At 76.7% G+C, this 18,241-nt stretch carries 17 protein-coding genes; 2 read left to right on the forward strand and 15 right to left on the reverse strand.

Annotation, left to right across the window (positions count from 1 at the left end; all coding sequences use genetic code 11):
• Positions 1-32: 32 nt before the first annotated feature.
• The 14 genes from IPO09_09675 to IPO09_09740 form a co-directional block, all read right to left on the reverse strand.
• Entirely contained in the window at positions 33-2,144 is a 2,112-nt protein-coding gene (locus tag IPO09_09675) for a HEAT repeat domain-containing protein (protein ID MBK9517605.1), read from the reverse strand.
• Positions 2,141-2,692: a purine-binding chemotaxis protein CheW gene (locus IPO09_09680; protein ID MBK9517606.1), complete on the reverse strand. Its 552-nt coding sequence runs from the start codon at positions 2,690-2,692 to the stop codon at positions 2,141-2,143. The genes IPO09_09675 and IPO09_09680 overlap by 4 nt, the downstream gene beginning before the upstream one ends.
• The gene (locus IPO09_09685; protein MBK9517607.1) at positions 2,692-3,897 is read right to left on the reverse strand and encodes a chemotaxis protein CheW; all 1,206 of its coding nucleotides are present in this window, start codon (positions 3,895-3,897) and stop codon (positions 2,692-2,694) included. Before IPO09_09685 ends, IPO09_09680 begins: the two co-directional genes overlap by 1 nt.
• Before the next feature lie 14 nt (positions 3,898-3,911).
• Complete coding sequence (locus IPO09_09690) at positions 3,912-4,736, reverse strand: AAA family ATPase (GenBank protein ID MBK9517608.1); 825 nt, start codon at positions 4,734-4,736, stop codon at positions 3,912-3,914.
• A gap of 12 nt (positions 4,737-4,748) precedes the next feature.
• Positions 4,749-7,067 (reverse strand): chemotaxis protein CheW, encoded by a 2,319-nt coding sequence (locus IPO09_09695; protein MBK9517609.1) that lies wholly within the window; start codon positions 7,065-7,067, stop codon positions 4,749-4,751.
• Entirely contained in the window at positions 7,064-7,606 is a 543-nt protein-coding gene (locus IPO09_09700; protein MBK9517610.1) for a peptidase M17, read from the reverse strand. The genes IPO09_09695 and IPO09_09700 overlap by 4 nt, the downstream gene beginning before the upstream one ends.
• A gap of 28 nt (positions 7,607-7,634) precedes the next feature.
• The gene (nusB, locus tag IPO09_09705) at positions 7,635-8,063 is read right to left on the reverse strand and encodes a transcription antitermination factor NusB (protein ID MBK9517611.1); all 429 of its coding nucleotides are present in this window, start codon (positions 8,061-8,063) and stop codon (positions 7,635-7,637) included.
• Entirely contained in the window at positions 8,060-8,557 is a 498-nt protein-coding gene (locus IPO09_09710; protein ID MBK9517612.1) for a 6,7-dimethyl-8-ribityllumazine synthase, read from the reverse strand. The genes nusB and IPO09_09710 overlap by 4 nt, the downstream gene beginning before the upstream one ends.
• Positions 8,554-9,789, reverse strand: coding sequence for a bifunctional 3,4-dihydroxy-2-butanone-4-phosphate synthase/GTP cyclohydrolase II (locus tag IPO09_09715; GenBank protein MBK9517613.1), 1,236 nt, complete (start codon positions 9,787-9,789; stop codon positions 8,554-8,556). The genes IPO09_09710 and IPO09_09715 overlap by 4 nt, the downstream gene beginning before the upstream one ends.
• 50 nt (positions 9,790-9,839) lie before the next feature.
• A complete protein-coding gene (locus IPO09_09720) occupies positions 9,840-10,484 on the reverse strand; it encodes a riboflavin synthase (protein MBK9517614.1) in 645 nt (214 codons plus the stop codon).
• 13 nt (positions 10,485-10,497) lie between these two features.
• Positions 10,498-11,592 carry a bifunctional diaminohydroxyphosphoribosylaminopyrimidine deaminase/5-amino-6-(5-phosphoribosylamino)uracil reductase RibD gene (gene ribD / locus IPO09_09725; GenBank protein MBK9517615.1) on the reverse strand — a complete coding sequence of 365 codons (1,095 nt, stop codon included), beginning with the start codon at positions 11,590-11,592 and terminating at the stop codon, positions 10,498-10,500.
• A 35-nt stretch (positions 11,593-11,627) separates the two neighbouring features.
• Complete coding sequence (gene nrdR / locus IPO09_09730) at positions 11,628-12,092, reverse strand: transcriptional repressor NrdR (GenBank protein MBK9517616.1); 465 nt, start codon at positions 12,090-12,092, stop codon at positions 11,628-11,630.
• Positions 12,093-12,102: 10 nt separating this feature from the next.
• A complete protein-coding gene (locus tag IPO09_09735; GenBank protein ID MBK9517617.1) occupies positions 12,103-13,359 on the reverse strand; it encodes a serine hydroxymethyltransferase in 1,257 nt (418 codons plus the stop codon).
• A 132-nt stretch (positions 13,360-13,491) separates the two neighbouring features.
• On the reverse strand, positions 13,492-15,633 hold the full coding sequence (locus IPO09_09740) for a PAS domain S-box protein (GenBank protein ID MBK9517618.1): 2,142 nt from the start codon (positions 15,631-15,633) through the stop codon (positions 13,492-13,494).
• Between the two features lie 227 nt (positions 15,634-15,860).
• Here IPO09_09740 and IPO09_09745 point away from each other — a divergent pair, with 227 nt between their 5' ends.
• The gene (locus tag IPO09_09745) at positions 15,861-16,580 is read left to right on the forward strand and encodes a hypothetical protein (protein MBK9517619.1); all 720 of its coding nucleotides are present in this window, start codon (positions 15,861-15,863) and stop codon (positions 16,578-16,580) included.
• A 6-nt stretch (positions 16,581-16,586) separates the two neighbouring features.
• Here the strand turns inward: IPO09_09745 and rpiB are convergent, their stop codons facing one another.
• Positions 16,587-17,033, reverse strand: a complete 447-nt coding sequence (gene rpiB, locus IPO09_09750; GenBank protein MBK9517620.1) for a ribose 5-phosphate isomerase B — start codon at positions 17,031-17,033, stop codon at positions 16,587-16,589.
• Between the two features lie 262 nt (positions 17,034-17,295).
• On the opposite strand from rpiB, the gene IPO09_09755 reads away from it, so the two are divergent.
• Entirely contained in the window at positions 17,296-18,240 is a 945-nt protein-coding gene (locus tag IPO09_09755; protein ID MBK9517621.1) for a hypothetical protein, read from the forward strand.
• The last annotated feature ends 1 nt before the right edge of the window (position 18,241 follow it).

The raw sequence follows: 18,241 nt of genomic DNA on the forward strand, positions 1-18,241 counted from the left end.
GGCCGGGGCCAGGCCCGACGTAGGGGGCGGCGTCATCCCCGCGGCGGCCCGGCCAGCGCCCGGACGGCCTCCTCGAAGGCCCTGGCCACCAGGGGATCCGGATCGTCGGCGGCCAGCCGGGCCGCCAGCTGGCGCAGGCCGGCGTCGCCGCGGGCCCCGATGGCCCGGGCCGCCGCGTGGCGCACGTCCCAGCGCGGGCTGGCCGCCGCCAGGCCGAGCAGGCGGCGCCCCTCCTGGCCCGGCAGGCCCCCGGCCGCGGCCACGGCCTCCTTCGCCACCTCCGGGTCGGCGTGGCCCAGGGCGCGCTCCACCAGCTCGACCGGCGCCGGGCCGAAGCGCGAGAGGGCGTGCAGGCCGGCCACCACCACCTGGGGTGGCGCCGTCCCGGTCACCACGGCGGCGATGCGGGCGGCGTGCTCGGGCCGGCCGCAGGCGCCCAGGGCGTCCACCGCCGCGGCCTGGACGGCCGGCTCGGGGTCGGTGAGGGCCACGGTGAGCGCCGCCATGGCGTGGACGCAGAGCGGGTGCTCGCCCTCCTCCGGATCGCCGAGCCGCCGGTCGGCGTTGGCCTCGGCCAGCGCCACGAAGGCGCGCGCCGCCGAGGCCCGCACCGCCCAGGCGGGGTCCGACAGGGCGTCGATCAGCTCCGGCACGTGCTCGCCGCGCAGCAGGCCGCGCTGGCCGATGGCCGCCACCGCGCCGGCCGCCGCCATGCGCCGCACCACGGCGCCGCCCGCCAGCCCCTGCCGCACCAGCCGCAGGTCCTCGCCCTCGCCGGCCGCCCCCAGGATGCGATAGATGGCCGCCGAGGGGCTGGCCGCCGCGCGGGTCCGGCACTCCACCAGCACCGCGCTGCGCCCCTCCGGCGAGCGCTGGGCGATGCGACTCAGCGCCGAGGCCGCCACGCCGGAGAGCGCCGGCAGGTCGTCGCCCAGCAGCCCGCCCAGGGCCGGCACGGCCCGCGCGTCGCCCAGGCGGCCCAGGGCGGCGATGGCCTCGGCCTGGACCTGCGGGTCGAGGTCGCTCGCCCCGTAGACCAGCGACTGGAGCGCCTCGGCCTGCCCCGCGCCGGCCAGGGCCCCGTGGACGGTGACCCGCGCCAGCGGCGAGAGCTCCGGCAGCACGCCGGCCAGCGCGGCCAGGAGCTCGCTGCCGCGCGGCAGGGCGTCGAGCGCCTCCTCCACCAGCGGCCGGTGGCGGTCGTCGCCGGCCAGCCTGGCCATGGCCGGGCCGTGGCGGGCGTCGCCCACCCAGGCCAGCACCGTCAGGGCGCCCGCCGCGACGAAGGGCTCCTCCGAGGCCAGCGCGGCCACGCAGGCCTCGGCCACCGACGGATCCTGTGCGGCGGCGGCGCGCGCGCCGGCGGCCAGGCGGACCAGGGCCTCCGGCCCGCGCCGAGCGCGCTGCTGGCCGATGGCGCCCAGGGCCGCCTCGCGGGCGGAGCGCGACCGCTCCGACAGGCCGCCGGCCAGCACCTCCAGCGCCGCCGCGTCGTCGCTCGGGCCCAGGGTGCGGTAGGCGGCGGGACGCAGCGCCCGGTCGCCCATGAGGCGGGTCAGGCGCCAGACCGGCGGGGCCACCCGCAGCCCCGCCAGGGCGTCCAGCGCCGCCCCCTGGAGCGTGACGTCGTCGGAGTCGAGCGCCGCCAGGAGCCCGGCCGCCGCCTCCGGACCGCCCACCTGGCCGAGCGCCGCGGCCGCGGCCGCGCGGACGTTGGGGTCGGCGGCGGCCAGCCGGGCCGCCAGCGCCGGCACGGCGCGCCGGTCGCCCAGCGCCCCGACCACCGGCGCCACGGCCAGGACCACCTCGACGTCGCCGCTGCCCAGCCGCTCCACCAGGGCCGGCATGGCCAGCCCGCCCAGCTGCACCAGGGCGGCGCCGGCGGCGGCCCGCCCGCCGGGGCTGTCGGCGCCGGTGAGCGCCGCCACCAGCCGGGCCAGCGCCGGGGCGGGCTCGGCCAGGGCCCCCAGGCGCTCCACCGCCGCGCTGCGGACCCGCCAGCTCTCGTCGTCCAGGCGGGCGAACAGCTCGTCGAGCTCGGCCGGGTGGGCGCCGTCCAGCTCCAGGACGGCCCGGTAGCGGGTCTCCTCGTCGGGGTGGCGGGCGCTGGCCAGCCGCGCCTCGGGGTGGCCGGGCAGCGTCATGGCTGTCGCACCGCCTCGACCAGCGCCCTGGCCGCCTCGGCCTCGCCGGGCACCACCGGGTCGAGCAGCGCCTTCACGTTGAGGAGCAGCCGGAGCCGCCCGGAGCCGCCGCGGCGGCCGGTGGGCTGGCTGCCGTCGCCCCCGCACACCCCCAGGAAGAAGCGCGGGCCGCCCTGGTCCACCAGCGAGGGCGCCGGCCGGATCTCGGAGCGCGGCAGCCGCAGCACCTCGCAGACCTCGTCCACCACCAGCCCGAGGCGCCGCCCCGCCACGTGCACCACCAGCAGCCGGGTCTTGCGGCCGTGGGCCACCGGCGGGAGCCCGAAGCGCTTGCGCACGTCCACCACCGGCACCACCTCGCCGCGCAGGCGGACCACGCCGTCCACGAAGGCCGGGGCGCGCGGCACCGGCGTGACCGGGAGCGGGTTGACGATCTCCTGCACCCGCATGATGTCCACGGCGTAGTCCTCTCCCCCGATGCGGAAGGTGCACAGCTGCACCTGCTTGGCGCCCCGGTCGGCGGCCGTCGGCTCGTTCGTCGCCGCCATCAGCCCCTCGCCTCGGCCGGCCGGCGGCCGGCCCGCAGCAGCCCGGCCACCGAGAGGATGGTGAAGATGCGGTCCCGGTCCCGCCCGATCCCCTCCAGGCAGTCGCCGGCGGCGCCGCCGATGCCCTGCGGGCAGGCCTCGACGGCCCCCGGCAGGAGCCGCACCACGCTGGCCACCGCGTCCACCTGCAGCCCACAGGGACCGGCCCCGTCGTCCACGATGACCACCCGCCCGCCCTCGCTCGGGCCGGAGGGCGGCAGGCCGAGCCGGGCCCGGGGGTCGAAGACCGCCACCACCTCGCCGCGCACCGTGATGACGCCCAGCACGTCGGCCGGCGCCCTGGGCACCTCGGTGATGGGCGGGGAGCGCATCACCTCGCGCACCCGGCCGATCTCGACGCCGTACACCTCGGCCCCGAGCAGGAAGGTGAGGTACTCCACCCGCTGCTCCGGCTCCGGCGCGGCCGCCGCGGCCTGGGCCGGCGCGGCCATCGACCCCAGGTCCGGTCCGGGCTCGTCGGGGCGGTAGAAGAACTCGTCGAGGGGATCGGCGCCGGCCGGCGTGGCGGGCGCCACCAGGCCCGCCGGCGGCGCCGGGGCGAGCGCCTGGCCCCCGGCGGGCGCCTGGGCCCACCCCCGACCCGGCTCGGCGTCGGGGCCGGGGGCGCGGTCGCCCTCCAGGCCGACCTCGGCCCCTGGCTGCGGGCCGCCGCGGGGGCGGTAGGTGGAGAAGCGGGCGTCCGGCGCGGCCTGCAGGTCGCGCAGCTTGGCCTCCAGCTCGGCCTCGGCCTGGGCCTGCTCGTCGGCGCGGAGCTGGGCCTCCCGCGCCAGCCGGTCCGCCTCCTCCGCCCCGATGGGTTCGGCTGGCGGGGAGGAGAGCGGGCCCTCGGCCGGGCCGGCGCTCCAGGCCAGCGCCGCCTCCACCTCCTGGTGTGAAGGAGGCAGCTCCTCCGGCCGCTCCGGCCAGGCCGGCCCGGCCTCGGCCCGAGCCGGCGGGATCTGGCCGCCCTCGGCCGGACCGCCCGCACCAGCCTCGGGGGGGAGCGGGAGCGGGTCGAGGGCCAGCGCCCGGTGCGGGGACGCGGGGGCGCCCTCGCCGGCTGGGGCGGCGTCCGCGGACCCGCCTGGCGAGCCGGCTGGGCGCGCGGCGGCGGCGCGCGCCGCCGCCCGCTCCTTCGCCTTGCGCCTGATCTCGAGGAAGTCCATGCCGGGCCGCGAGTCTACCGCGCCCCCCCTGGACCGCCCAGAAACGCCGCCAGATCGGCCGCCGCCGCCTCCACCGCCGCCGCGCCCACCTCGTCGGCGTCGCGCCCGAAGGCCTCCAGCAGCGCGCTCCCCGCCAGCTGGTTGAGCCGGCGCGGCACGCCGCCGCCGTGGTGGTGCAGCGCCGCCACCGCCTCGGGGGTGAAGAGCGGGGCCTGGCGACCGGCCACCCCGAGGCGGTGGGCCAGGTAGGCGCCGGTCTCGGCCAGGTCGAGCGCCCCGACGTGGTAGGCCACGCCGATGCGCTGGGCGAAGGCCTCGCCGCCCCGGTCGCGCACCCGCTGCCGCAGCTCCGGCTGGCCCACCAGCAGCAGCCCCACCAGCGCCCGGTCGTCCGCCGCCAGGTTGGTGAGGAGCCGCAGCTCGTCGAAGGCGGCGCGCCCGGCCAGCAGCTGGGCCTCGTCGATCACCACCACCGGGAACTGCCCCTCGGCGTCGAGCTCGCCCAGGCGCTCGGCCAGCGCCGACCAGGTGTCGGCCTTGCGCCGGGTGGGCGGCAGCCCGAACCCCTCGGCGATGGCCCCCAGGAGCTGGGCCGGCGGCAGGGCCGGGTTGACGATGAAGCTGAAGCGGCAGCGGTCGGCGAAGGCGTCCACCAGGGCCCGCGACAGGGTGGTCTTGCCCGCCCCCACCTCGCCGGTGAGCACCGCCAGCTCCCGCTCCTCCACCGCGTGGGAGAGCCGCGCCAGCGCCTCGGCGTGCTGGCGGGACGGGAACAGGAACGCCGGGTCTGGCGTCTTGGCGAAGGGCTTCCGGGTCAGGCCGAAGTGCTCGAGGTACATGGCGGGCCGGCGCTACCCGGCCGCCTCCCGCGTCCCCTCGCCGGCCACCACGTCCTCGATGATGGCCCCCACGTCCAGCACCAGCACGGTGCGCCGGTTGCCCAGGTCAGTGGCCCCGGCGATGCCGCGCACCCCCTGCAGCGCCCGGCCCAGCGGCTTGACCACGATGTCCTGCTGGCCCACCAGGTCGTCCACCGCCACGCCCAGCCGCTCCTGCGCCAGGCCGACCACCACCACGAAGAAGGGCTCGGCGGCCCGATCGCCGGAGAGGGCGAAGTGGCGCGACAGGCGGGTGATGGGGAGCGTGGCGCCGCGCAGGGTGAGCACCTCGCGCCGCGACACGGTGCGCAGCTCGCTGGCCCGCACCTCCAGGATCTCCAGCACGCTGTTGAGCGGCACCGCGTAGATGCGGCCGGCCACCGACACCACCAGCGCGCGGATGATGGCCAGGGTCACGGGCAGCGTGATCTCGATGCGCGCGCCGCGCCCCCGCTCGCTCTGCAGGTCGATGATGCCGGAGAGGTTGGCGATGTTGTTCTTGACCACGTCCATGCCCACGCCGCGGCCGGACAGGCTGGTCACCTGGCGGGCGGTGGAGAAGCCGGGCACGAAGATCAGGTTGAGCACCTCGCGCCGCCCCAGCGCCGCCACCTCCTCGGGGCGGGCCAGGCCGCGCGCCACCGCCACCTCGCGCACCCGGTCCTCGTCGATGCCGGCGCCGTCGTCGGCCACCACGATCTGCACGTGGTTGCCCCGCTGGCTGGCGCTCAGCGTGACCCGGCCGGCGCGCGGCTTGCCCAGGCGGGCCCGCACGTCGGGCGCCTCGATGGCGTGATCGATGGCGTTGCGGATGAGGTGCATGAGCGGATCCGAGAGGTCCTCGACGATCAGCTTGTCGAGCTCCACGTCGCCGCCCGAGACGTCGAACTCGATCTCCTTGCCGACCTCGCGGGCCAGCTTGCGCACCATGCGGGTCAGCTTGTCGAAGACCTGGTCGAGCGGCACCATCCGGACCTCGAGGATGCCGCTCTGCAGCTCGTCGAGCTTCCGCTCCAGCCCGCGGTTGGTGCGGTGCAGCTCGGCGGTCAGCGCCGGGTCGCCGCCCTCGGTCTTGAGCCGCTCGGCGATGGCCAGCAGCGAGGACTTCACCAGCACCAGCTCGCCCACCACGTTCATGAGCCGGTCGAGCTTGTGGATGTCCACCCGCACGGCCTGGGAGGCGGAGCGCAGCGAGCCGGTCTCGACCTCCTGGGGCGCCTCGGGCAGCGGGGCGAGCGTGCCGGCGCGGTCCAGCACGGCCAGGGCCTCGGGGGGGACGGAGGCGGGGCCCGGGGGCTGGTACGGGGCCGGGGCCGGGGCCGGGGCCGGGGCCGGGGCCGGGGCCGGGGCGGGGCCGGGGTCGGGGTCGGGGCCGGGGCCGGGGTCGGGGCCGAGGTCGGGGCCGAGGTCGGGGCCGAAGACCGGGTCGAGGTCCGCGCCGGGGGCGCGGTGGGCGCAGGGGTGGCGCGCGGGGGTGGGCCAGGCACCGGCGGGGCGCTGGCCGCCACCGGGCGCAGCCGCGCCACCGGCTCCACCGCCGCGGCCGGGCCGGCCTCCAGCACCACGGCCGCGTGCCCTTCCCTGGAGGCGAAGAGCAGCTCGAAGGCGATGCAGGCCGGATCGTGGGCGTCGGACGACGGCAGGGTGGAGACCACCTCCCCCACCGCCTTGAGCCTCGCGGTCAGCTCGGAGAGCTCGCGGTCGAAGCCGGCCAGGTCGAAGGCCACCCGCACGCGGAAGAGGTCCAGCCCCTTCAGCACGTTGGCGCGCAGCCGGTGCTCCTCGTACTCGGTGAGGACCTTGCGGACCTCGGGCCCGATGGCCACCGCGTCGAGCGGGTCCTCGGCCACCACGGCTCCCAGCTGCTCGCCGGCCCGCAGCCGGTCGGTGAGGCGCACCGCGGCGTCCTGCGTGGTGGGCGGCGTGCCGGCCGACTCCTCGGCGATGATCCGCGAGAAGACCTCTGGCGCCTCCAGCAGCAGGTCCATGGCGCCACGATCGAGCAGGCGCCGCCCCATGCGCGCGTCGTCGAGCAGGTCCTCCAGCGCGTGCGCCAGGCGCGCCATGCGCTCCACCCCGAACATCGAGGAGAGCCCCTTGAGCGAGTGGGAGGCGCGGAAGACGGCGTTCAGCAGGTCGGGATCCGGCTCGGCCCCGTGCGCCTCCAGGCGCATCAGGTCCTTGCCGAGCGCGTCGATGGTCTCCTGTGCCTCGGAGACGAAGTCGGAGAGCGCCTTCTGGGAACGGTCGGCCATGAGTCGGGTCGGCCGCCCCGTGGCGACCGTCGCTCATCGTAGCACCGGGCCGGGGCGCGCCGTGAAGGACGCCAGCTCGACGGCCGCGCCGCCGGCGTCGCGGGCGGCGGCCAGGGCGGCCGAGAGCGCCCGGGCGTCGCCCAGCAGCACCTGCCGGCTGCCCGGGGCCGCGTCGCCGGCCGCCAGCCAGAGCCGGGCCAGGGTGGCCTGGTCGGCGCCCTCCAGGAGCGGCAGCGCCGTGGCGAAGGCCGCGCTGCCGGCCCGGTGCAGCACCTGGCAGGCGTGCCGGGCCGCCGCCGAGAACTCGGCCGGACCGGCCTGCGCCGGCAGCCCCAGCGCCACCACCCGGCGGGCCGGCAGGCGGCCGCCGGTGGGCACCAGCAGCGCCTCGCCCGGCGAGGCGGCGTAGAGGCCGCCCTGCAGCGCCCGGGTCAGGGCCCCGCAGAGGCGCCAGTCCACCAGCCCGGCCAGCCCGGGCAGCGGCCGCTCCGGTCCGACCAGCAGCAGCAGCGCGTCGACGTCCAGGGCGTCGAGCGTGGCGAGCGAGAGGTCGGCCACCTCCACCCGGCGCATCAGGGCGCCCCGCGCCGGCAGCGGCCGGTCATCACGCCTCGCCGCGGCGCGCCGGGGGCAGCCCCTGCGCCACCTTGTCGAGCACGCCGTTGACGAAGGCGCCGGTGGACTCCGAGCCGTACTTCTTGCCGAGCTCGATGGCCTCGTTGATGACCACCTTGACCGGGGCGTCGCCCTTGACCAGCTCCCACACCGCCAGCCGCAGCACGTTGCGGTCCACCTTGGCCATGCGGTCGAGCCGCCAGTTGGTGGAGACCCCCTCGATGACCTCGTCCACCTCGCGCCGGTCGGCCGCCACGCCGCGCACCAGCTGCTCGGCCAGCCCCTGCACCTCGCGCTCGGTCGGCTCGAAGCTCTTCCAGAAGGTGGCCAGCGCCTCGTCGATGCCGGCCGCGGCCACGTCGATCTGGTAGAGCGCCTGCAGGGCCCGCTCGCGGGCCCGGGTACGGCGGCCGATCATCCGCGCCCCGCGCCGCGGCGCGCCGGCCCGGCCGAGGCCAGCCGGAGCACCTGGGCCTGCTCGATGGCCGCGGCGGCCGCCTCGGCCCCCTTGTTGCCGGCCTTCACCCCGGCCCGCTCCAGCGCCTGCTCCATGGTGTCGCAGGTGAGGACGCCCAGGGAGACGGCGCAGCTGGCCTCCATGGCCACCTGGGCCACGCCCTTGGTGGCCTCGCCGGCCACGTAGTCGAAGTGCGGGGTGCCGCCGCGGATGACGGCGCCCAGCGCCACCACCGCGTCGAAGCGGCCGCTCAGCGCCACCCGCTTCAGGACCGCCGGCAGCTCGAAGGTGCCGGGGCAGCGGAAGACCTCCAGGTCCGCGTCGGCGGCGCCGTGGCGGCGCAGGGTGTCGACGGCCCCGGCCAGCAGCTGCTCGGTGATGAGCGAGTTGAAGCGGGACACCACCAGCGCGACCTTGAGGCCGGTGGCGATCAGCGTACCCTCGTGGACCTTCATGGCTTCCTTCCGTGGCGCGCCCTGGCGGCCGGGCGGGTGGCCCGGCGCGCCGGGCGGGCCGGCTCGAGTGTGAGGAGGTGGCCCATCTTGTCGCGCTTGGTGCGCAGGTAGGCCCGGTTGCGCGCGGTGGGGGCGGTCTCGATGGGGAGGCGCTCCACCACCTGCAGGCCGTACCCCTCCAGCCCGACGATCTTCTTCGGGTTGTTGGTGAGGAGGCGCATCTTGCGGACCCCCAGGTCGCGCAGGATCTGGGCGCCCAGGCCGTAGTCTCGCAGGTCGGGCTTGAAGCCCAGCTGGACGTTGGCCTCGGCGGTGTCGAACCCCTGGTCCTGCAGGTTGTAGGCCTTGAGCTTGTTGGCCAGCCCGATGCCGCGCCCCTCCTGGTCGAGGTAGAGGAGCACGCCCTTGCCGGCCTTCTCGATCTGCGCCATGGCGGCGTGCAGCTGGGGGCCGCAGTCGCAGCGGGCCGAGCCGAAGACGTCGCCGGTCAGGCACTTGGAGTGGACCCGCACCATGACGGCCTCGCCCCGCCGCCAGCGGCCCTTCACCAGGGCCACGTGCTGGTGCTTGTCCACGTCGTTCTCGTAGGCCACGGCGCGGAAGCCGCCCCAGGCGGTGGGCAGCGGCGCCTCGGCGGCGCGGTGCACCAGCGCGTCCTTCAGCATGCGGTAGGCGATCAGGTCGGCCACCGAGACGATGGGCAGGTCGTGGGCGGCGGCCAGCACCTCCAGCTCGGGCCGGCGGGACATGCTGCCGTCGTCGTTCATGACCTCGCAGATGACCCCGGCCGGCTTGAGGCCCGCCAGCCGCGCCAGGTCCACCGAGCCCTCGGTCTGGCCGGCCCGCACCAGCACCCCGCCGCGGCGGGCCCTGAGCGGGAAGACGTGGCCGGGCCGGGCCAGGTCGTCCGGGCGGCAGTCGTCGCGCACCGCCGTCAGGATGGTGTGGGCCCGATCCTTGGCGCTGATGCCGGTGGTGACGCCGGTCTTGGCCTCGATGGAGACCGTGAAGGCCGTGCCGAAGCTGCTGGTGTTGGCCCCCTCGTCCACCATGAGCGGCAGGCGCAGCCTGGCCACCTTCTCCTCGGCCAGCGACAGGCAGATGAGGCCGCGGCCGTGCTTGGCCATGAAGTTGACCGCCGCCGGCGTGACCTTCTCGGCCGCCATGCAGAGGTCGCCCTCGTTCTCGCGGTCCTCGTCGTCCACCAGGATGACGATGCGGCCGGCGCGCATCCACTCCAGCGCGCGCTCCACCCGCTCCACCGACTTGTCCGTCCCCACCTTCACGCCGTACCTCCGCCGTAGCCCCAGCCCGCCAGCGCCTCGGCGCCCAGGGGCGCCCACTCGCGCAGCCGCGCCACGTGGCGCGCCACCACGTCGGCCTCCAGGTTGACCCGGGTGCCTGGGCGCGCCAGGCCCAGGGTGGTGCGGGCCAGGGTCTCCGGGATGAGCGCCACCTCGAAGCGGTCGCGCCCGGCCGTGGCCACCGTCAGCGAGACGCCGTCGATGGCGATGGAGCCCTTCTCGGCCACCAGCGGCCCGAGCGCGGCCGGCAGGGAGAAGGTGAGGCGCGCCCCCTCCCCCTCCGCCACCCGCGCCAGCAGCTCGCCCACCGCGTCGACGTGGCCGGCCACCAGGTGGCCGCCCAGCCGGTCGGACAGGCGCAGCGCCCGCTCCAGGTTGACGCGGGTGCCGCTGCTCCAGCCGCCCAGGGTGGTGCGCGACAGGGTCTCGGGCACGGCGTCGAAGGAGACCAGCCCGCCCCCGCGCTCCACCACCGTGAGGCAGGCGCCGGAGCAGGCCACGCTCTCACCCAGGGCGAGGTCGTCGACCGGCAGGGAGGTGGGGCGCAGGGTGAGGCGGGCGCCGCCGGAGCGCGGCGAGAGGCGCTCGACCACCCCGACGTCGGAGATGAGCCCGGTGAACATAGGGGGCGGGATCCTAGACCCGTCCGCGGGGGCGCGCCAGCACGGGCTTGCCCTGCACCAGCAGGTCCTGGCCGAGCCGCTCCACCGAGACCTGCGCCAGCCGCAGGGCGTCGGACATGCGGGCCGGCGCCGCCGCCGGGCCCCAGCCGCGCCCGTCGCCCAGCACCACCGGCGCCAGGAAGAGCGCCAGGCGGTCCACCAGCCCGGCCGCCAGGAAGGCGCCGGCCACCGCCCCGCCCCCCTCCACCAGCAGGTGGGTCACGCCGCGGGCCGCCAGCCTGGTGAGCAGGTCGCGGAGGTCCACCCCGCCGGCGCCCCGGCGGCAGGCCAGCAGCTCGGCCCGGGGCTTCTCCCGCCTGGCCCTGGCCAGGGCGGCGGCCCCGGCGGCGTGGGCCACCAGGGTGGCGGCCGCCGAGCGCTGCCGGAACAGCCTGAGGGCCGGCGGGAGCGAGAGGCGGGTGTCGAGGACCACCCGCAGCGGGTCCCGGCCGCCGCCGCCGGGCAGGCGGGTGGTGAGGCGCGGGTCGTCCAGCGCCGCGGTGGCGCGGCCCACCAGCACCGCGTCCACCTGGTCGCGCAGCCGGTGCACCCAGGCGCGCGCCTCCGGGCCGCTCACCCAACGCGAGTCGCCGGCGCGGGTGGCCAGCCGGCCGTCCAGGGTGGCGGCCACCTTGAGCGTGACGTGCGGGCGGCCCGCCGTGATGTAGGTGAACCAGGGGGCGTTGAGGGCGTCGCACTCGGCCTCGAGGATGCCGCTGGCCACCACCACGCCCCCGGCCTCGAGGCGGCGCACCCCGCGGCCGTTCACCAGCGGGTTGGGGTCGGCCGAGCCCACGAAGACCCGGGACACGCCGGCCGCCAGCACCGCCTCGCTGCAGGGCGGGGTCCGGCCGTGGTGATCGCAGGGCTCCAGCGTGGTGTACAGGTCGGCGCCGCGGGCGCGGGCCCCGGCGGCGCGCAGCGCCACGATCTCGGCGTGCGGCCCGCCGGCGCGGGCGTGGTGGCCGCGGCCCACCACCCGGCCGCCCTTGACCAGCACCGCCCCCACCGCCGGGTTGGGGCTGGTGCGCCCCTGGCCGCGGGCCGCCTCGGCGAGGGCCAGCCGCATGAAGCGCTGTGCGTCCGGCCCGGCGCGGCGACCGCTCACGCGCCGCCCTTCCCGCCGGCCAGCCCCTCGAGCTCGCTCATGAAGTCGCCCACGTCCTCGAAGGACCGGTAGACCGAGGCGAAGCGCACGAAGGCCACCGGGTCGAGCGCGCGGAGGCGCGCCATGACGGCCTCGCCCACCACCCGGCTGGGCACCTCCTTCTCGCCCAGCTCCTGCACCTGCCGCTCCACCGCCGAGATGAGCGACTCGATCTGCGCCGCCGACACCGGCCGCTTCTGGCAGGCGCGCGTCAGCCCCTCCAGGATCTTCTTCCGGTCGAACGGCTCGCGGCGCCCGTCCTTCTTCACCACCGCCGGGAGGATCTCCTCGATCCGCTCGTAGGTGGTGAAGCGGCGGCTGCAGCCCAGGCACTCGCGGCGACGGCGCGTGGCCTGGCCCTCTCCCGCCTCGCGGGAGTCGACGACCTTGTCCTCCAGGTGGCCGCAGTAGGGGCAGCGCATCGGCGGGCCGTCACTGCCGGTCGGCGTACATGGGGAAGCTGGCGCACAGCGCCTTGACCTCGGCGCGCACCCGGGCCAGCGAGCCCTCGTCGGCCGGGGCGTCGAGGACGCGCCCGATGAGCGCCGCCACCATCGCCATCTCGGCCGTGCCGAAGCCGCGGCTGGTCAGCGCCGGCGTGCCGACGCGGACCCCGGAGGTGACGAAGGGCTTCTCGGGGTCCCACGGGATCATGTTCTTGTTGACGGTGATGCCGGCCTTGCCGAGCGCCTCCTCGGCCACCTTGCCGGTGAGCCCCTTGGGGCGCAGGTCCACCAGCATCAGGTGGTTGTCGGTGCCGCCGGAGACCAGGCGCAGCCCGGCCTCGAGCAGCCCCTCGGCCAGCACCTGGGCGTTGTCGAGGATGGCCTGCTGGTAGACCTTGAACTCGGGGCGCAGCGCCTCGCCGAAGGCCACCGCCTTGGCGGCGATGACGTGCTCGAGCGGCCCGCCCTGGATGCCGGGGAAGATCTGGCTGTTGAGCTTCTTGGCCAGGTCGGCGTCGCGGCAGAGGATGAGGCCGCCGCGCGGGCCGCGCAGCGTCTTGTGGGTGGTGCTGGTCACCACCTGGGCCACCGGCACCGGGTTGGGGTGCAGGCCGGCCGCCACCAGGCCGGCGATGTGGGCCATGTCGACCATCAGCGACGCCCCGACCTCGCGGGCGATCTCGGCGAACAGGTCGAACGCCAGGGTGCGCGGGTAGGCGCTGGCCCCCACCACCAGGATCTTGGGCCGGTGCTCCCGCGCCAGGCGGGCCACCTCGGCCATGTCGATCCGCTCGTCCGCCTGGTTCAGCCCGTAGGGGACGATCTTGAAGAGCTTGCCGGAGAAGTTGACCGGCGACCCGTGGGTCAGGTGGCCGCCGAAGTTGAGGCTCATGGCCACCACGGTGTCGCCCGGGGTGCCCAGGGCGAAGTAGGCCGCCATGTTGGCCTGCGAGCCGGAGTGCGGCTGCACGTTGGCGTAGGTGGAGCCGAAGACCCGGTTGACCCGGTCGATGGCCAGCTGCTCCACCTGGTCCACCACCTCGCAGCCGCCGTAGTACCGCTTGCCCGGGTAGCCCTCGGCGTACTTGTTGGTGAGCGGCGAGCCGGCCGCCTCCAGCACGGCCGGGGAGACGAAGTTCTCGCTGGCGATGAGCTCGAGCCCCTCGGCCTGGCGGCGGGTCTCCTCGCGGATGAGGCGGGCGACGTCGGGGTCGGCCTCGGAGAGGTGCGCGGTGGGCATCATGGGTGGGGGCTCCTCAAGGTGGCGGAAGGACGGGCGCTTTCATAGCGCGGCGGGCCCGGGATGGGCAACGGCGGCGCAGCGGTGCCGGCGGGCCACGCGCGCGACGTCTCCGCCCGGACGGACCGCCCTCGCTCAGTCCGGGCTCCGGAGGGCCGCCATCACCATGCGGCCGAGGGCCTCGCGGGTGAAGGGCTTCTCGAGCACCAGCGCCTGCGGCGGCACCTCGTGGAGGTGACGGTCCATGTACCCGGTGGCGAACAGGACGGGCAGCCCGGGGCGCAGCTCCGCGAGGCAGCTGGCCAGCGCCGTGCCCGGCATACCGGGCATCACCACGTCGGTGATCACCAGGGCCACCCCGGGCGCCTGGGCCAGCTGCAGGGCCTCCTCCGCCCCCTCGGCCTCCAGGGTCTGGAAGCCGCACTCGCCGAGCATCCGGACGGTGCTGCGGCGGACGCCGGGCTCGTCCTCGACCACCAGCACGAGCTGCCCGGCGCCGCGCACCTCGGCCGCCGGGGCCTCCGGCACGAGGTCGTCGGCGGCCACGTCCACGGCCTGGAAGAGGGCGTGGAAGGTCGAGCCGCGCCCCGGCGCCGACTCCACCTCGAGGCGCCCGCCGGCCTGCTGCACGATGCCGAAGACCGTGGCCAGCCCCAGGCCGGTCCCGCGCGTCCCCTTGGTGGTGAAGAACGGTTCGAAGAGGTGCGCCCGCACCTCGGGCTCCATGCCGGTCCCGGTGTCGGCCACCGTCAGGCAGGCCCAGCGGCCACCGCCCGCGGGGTCGTCCTGGTTGGAGGTGGAGATGCGGAGCGTCCCGCCGCCGGGCATGGCGTCGCGGGCGTTGACGGCCAGGTTGAGCAGCACCTGCTCCAGCTGCTGGGTGTCGATCCGCACCGTGAAGGGCGCCTCGACCAGCCGGACCTCGACCGCGATGTTCTCGGAGATGGTGCGGCGCAGGAGCCGCTCGAAGCCCGCCACCACCGCGTTCAGGGTGCACGGGCGCGGCTCGGCGCGCCCCTTGCGGCCGAAGGCCAGGAGCTGCCGGACCAGCGTGGCGGCCCGCTGGCCGGCCTCGGCCATGTCCCCGGCCATGGCCGTCACGCCCGCCGGCAGGCCCGGCTGCGTCTGCAGGTAGTCGCAGCCGCCCAGGATGACCACCAGCAGGTTGTTGAAGTCGTGGGCGATGCCGCTGGCCAGGCGCCCCACCGCGTCCATCTTCTGCGCCTGGAGCAGCTGCGCCTCGGCCTTTCGCCGGGCGGTCACGTCGAGCGCGATGCCGGTCACGCCGATGATCCGGCCGGCCTCGTCGCGGAGTGGCGCCCAGTGGCTCTCGAACGCCACCGAGCCGAAGTCGTTGAGCGCCATGAAGGTCTCGCCGGCCTTGGCGCGCTGGTAGTCGGCCAGCACGCCCGGGTGGGCGGCGTAGACCTCCTGGACCGTGCGGCCGACCACCTGGCCCGGGGCGAGCCCCAGCCCCGCCAGGCCGCGCCCCTCCGAGAGCGTGAAGCGATCGTCCGTGCCGATGGCCCACTGCACCAGCGGCACGCTGCGGACCACCGAACGGTACCGCGCCTCGCTCTGTCGCAGCGCCGTCGAGAGCGCCTCGTGCCGGGCCGCGGCGGCGCGCTCCTCGGTGACGTCCCGGCCGAGCGCCAGCATGTGACGGACGCCGCCGCTGACCTGGGCGCTGGCCGAGAAGGCCAGGATGCGGACGTCGCCGGCCGCGCCCCGCACCCGGACGTCGCGGGCCGAGACCACCTCGCCGCGCTCGACCGCCTGCCGGACGGCCTCGCGCTCCGCGGGGTCGACCCAGAGCCCCAGGTCCACCGTGCGCCGGCCGACGACCTGGGACTCCTCGAGCCCGTGCAGCTTCAGGAAGCCGTCGTTGCAGGCCACCAGCACCCCGGTGTCGAGCCGGGTCAGCGTGAGTGGCTCCGGGCTGGTCTTGAAGGCCAGCCGGAACCGCTCCTCGCTCTCGTGGAGCTCCAGCTGGCTCCTCCGGAGCCGCAGGGCCAGGCGGCGCGCCTCCCTCCAGGCCACGCCGGCGAGGAGCACCAGCCCGAGCGCGGCGCCCCCCAGGTACCAGCCGAGCGCCGGCACGGCCCCGTCGGGCGCCGCCGCGGCGAGGTGATAGGCCAGGCCGGCCTGGGCCACCACGTACGCCAGGACCGCCGCGCCGACCACCAGGACCGAGCGGCTGGCGACGTCGGGCCCCCTCGACGGCGCGGGGCCGTTCGACGCATCCGGTGGTCGCCTGGCGTGTGCGCTGGCAGACACCAGGGCACTCTAGACCATCCGGGCCGACCGTGACCGTGGGCCGGACGGGCCTCACGGCAGGCCCCCGAGCGCTCCGCGGAGTCAGCCCCAGGAATCGCCCTCGAAAGGGCGATCGGCGACACAACGCCGCACCCCGAGGCGCCCCGGGACGGGCCGGTCCCGGGAGGCCCCGACCTCGACCTCACCCCCGGCTTCGACCCCGCCCCGGGCCCGGCTAGGATGGCCCGGTGCACCCCCGCGTGGTCGTCACCCTCACCGCCGCCGACCTCGAGCGCGAGCGGCCCAACCTCACGCGCGGCTCGGTCGTCGGCGCGGGCGTGGCCGGCCTGGCGCGGGGCGCCTTCTGCGACGTCGATCTGGTCTTCCCCTCGGGCCAGCGGCTGACGGTGCCGGCCCGCGCCGTCCTGACCTCCGACACCGGCACCGTCTTCGCCTTCGAGGCCTTCGACCGCGAGGCGCTGGTCCGCCACCTGGCCGCCCCGGCCCCGGCGCCCGAGCCCGCGCCCTTCGACGAGGAGGTGGAGGGAGGCCGGGAGGACCACGCGCCGGCCAACGTCCAGGAGCGGCTCCGCGGCCTCTCGGTGGCCGAGCAGCTGCGCGTCGCCCGCGGCGGCTCCGTCACCGAGCGGGTCGTCCTGGAGCGGCTCTACGGCAAGATCGTCTGGGAGGCGCTGCTCAGGAACACGCACGTCACCGTCCCCGAGGTGGCCCGCCTGGCCAGGCTGGGCACTCTGCCCCGCCCCCTCCTCGAGCTGATCGTCGGGAACCCCGCCTGGCTGCAGGTCCCCCAGGTCCGCCGCGCGCTCCTGGCCAACCCCCGCCTCACGCCGGACATGGTCCACAAGGTGCTCGCGCTCCTCCCCCGCGACGAGCTGCAGCTCGTGCCGCAGATCACCGCCTACCCCGCGGCCGTGCGGCTCGCGGCGAAGGCGCTGGTCAAGCGGTAGGGCGGCTCAGCGGCGGTCGAGCGCGCCGAGCAGGTCGACGCGGCGGGCGTGCCGGCCGCCCTCGAAGGGCGTGGCCAGGAAGGCCAGCACGATGGCGGCCCCCAGCCCGCCGCCGGTGACCCGCTCGCCCAGGCAGAGCACGTTGGCGTCGTTGTGGGCGCGCGCCATGCGGGCCTCGTATTCGGTGCGGCAGAGCGCGGCGCGCACCCCGGCCACCTTGTTGGCGGCGATCGACATGCCGATGCCGGTGCCGCACACCAGGATGCCCAGCCGCGCCCGGCCACCGGCCACCGCCTCGGCCACCAGGCGGGCGTAGTCCGGGTAGTCCACGCTGTCGGCCGCGTGGGGTCCCAGGTCCTCCACCTCGCAGCCCGCGCCCTTCGCCGCCTTGACGGCCTCGGCCCGCAGGGTGAGCCCCGCGTGGTCCGAGGCAGCCACCACTCGATCCGCCATGCCTGCCTCCTGGGAAGGCGGGCATTCTGGCACGCCCGGGTCGCGCGGTCGCCCCCGGAGGAGGGGCGCCTTGCCTCCCCGGCGCCTGCTGCCCGGCGCCTGCTGCCCGGCGCCTGCTGCCCGGCGCAGGCCGTCAGCGCCCGCTGACCCTCTGGTGGGGCGGACGCCCCTCCCGAGTGGCCCGCCAGCCCGCGTCGCGGGTCAAGCACACGGACCACACAGCGGCGCCGGCCTCACCGGGCACCGCAGAAGGAGAGACGCGATGCGTTCCATGCCACATTCAGCGCTGGCCATCTTGGGTGCCGCCGCGCTGCTGGCCGCCTGCGGCGACTCGGGCAAGGGGCTCTCGGTGAGCGCCACCGGCCGGAGTCCGGGCGCAGCCGGCACCGGGCCGGCGGTGGCCTCGGTGGACGCCGGCAACGGCCTCACCATCGAGCGGCTTCGCCTGCTGGTGCGTGAGGTGGAGGTCGAGGGCTCGGCGGCCTGCGCGGCGGGACCAACCGGACCCACTGGACCGACCGGACCAACCGGACCCACGGGCCCGACCGGGCCGACTGGCCCCACCGGCCCGACCGGGCCGACCGGCCCCACCGGCACCGCACGCGCCGCAGGCGAGGCCCTGGCGCACGGCGGCTCGGGCAGCGGCTCCGGCGGGTCGGGGAGCTCCGACGACTCGGGTGACGATGACGGCGACGGGTGCGAGATCGAGGCCGGTCCGTTCCTGGTGGACCTCTCCGGCGCCGACCTGGCCAGCGGCGTCCACTGGGTGGCGGCGGTCGACGTGCCGGCCGGCACCTACCACGAGCTGAAGTTCAAGCTGAACACCCTGCCCGCCTCCAAGGCCGGCGCCGATCCCGGCCTGCTGGCCATGGCGGAGGCCCACGCCTCCATCCTGGTGGATGGCACCCGCACCACCACGGTGGCCGGTGCCACGGTCACCGCCCCCTTCACCTTCCAGACCTCCATGGAGGTGGCGCAGAAGCGCGAGGGGGCCATCGTGGTGGACCCGGCCACCGGCGCCAACGTGACCCTCGACGTGGACCCGTCGGGCTGGTTCAAGGCGGCCGACGGCAGCCTGCTCGACCCGGCCGACGCGACGGCGCAGGGCGCCATCCTGGCCAACATCCGGGCCTCCATCCGCGTGCTGCACGACGACGACGGGGACGGGGACGAGGACCACCACGGCTCCAGCGGCTCCGGCCGCTGAC

The organism is Anaeromyxobacter sp., assembly GCA_016718565.1.
GTDB lineage: Bacteria > Myxococcota > Myxococcia > Myxococcales > Anaeromyxobacteraceae > JADKCZ01.

Coding starts and splice junctions, on each gene's coding strand:
- rpiB (MBK9517620.1), bottom strand. CDS start 17,033: ATGGCGGATCGAGTGGTGGCTGCCTCGGACCACGCGGGGCTCACCCTG.
- IPO09_09695 (MBK9517609.1), bottom strand. CDS start 7,067: ATGAGCGACGGTCGCCACGGGGCGGCCGACCCGACTCATGGCCGACCG.
- IPO09_09715 (MBK9517613.1), bottom strand. CDS start 9,789: ATGCGCGCCGGCCGCATCGTCATCCTGGTGGACGACGAGGACCGCGAG.
- IPO09_09690 (MBK9517608.1), bottom strand. CDS start 4,736: ATGTACCTCGAGCACTTCGGCCTGACCCGGAAGCCCTTCGCCAAGACG.
- IPO09_09735 (MBK9517617.1), bottom strand. CDS start 13,359: ATGATGCCCACCGCGCACCTCTCCGAGGCCGACCCCGACGTCGCCCGC.
- IPO09_09685 (MBK9517607.1), bottom strand. CDS start 3,897: ATGGACTTCCTCGAGATCAGGCGCAAGGCGAAGGAGCGGGCGGCGGCG.
- IPO09_09675 (MBK9517605.1), bottom strand. CDS start 2,144: ATGACGCTGCCCGGCCACCCCGAGGCGCGGCTGGCCAGCGCCCGCCAC.
- nrdR (MBK9517616.1), bottom strand. CDS start 12,092: ATGCGCTGCCCCTACTGCGGCCACCTGGAGGACAAGGTCGTCGACTCC.
- IPO09_09680 (MBK9517606.1), bottom strand. CDS start 2,692: ATGGCGGCGACGAACGAGCCGACGGCCGCCGACCGGGGCGCCAAGCAG.
- ribD (MBK9517615.1), bottom strand. CDS start 11,592: ATGCGGCTGGCCCTCGCCGAGGCGGCCCGCGGCCAGGGGCGCACCAGC.
- IPO09_09755 (MBK9517621.1), top strand. CDS start 17,296: ATGCGTTCCATGCCACATTCAGCGCTGGCCATCTTGGGTGCCGCCGCG.
- nusB (MBK9517611.1), bottom strand. CDS start 8,063: ATGATCGGCCGCCGTACCCGGGCCCGCGAGCGGGCCCTGCAGGCGCTC.
- IPO09_09710 (MBK9517612.1), bottom strand. CDS start 8,557: ATGAAGGTCCACGAGGGTACGCTGATCGCCACCGGCCTCAAGGTCGCG.
- IPO09_09720 (MBK9517614.1), bottom strand. CDS start 10,484: ATGTTCACCGGGCTCATCTCCGACGTCGGGGTGGTCGAGCGCCTCTCG.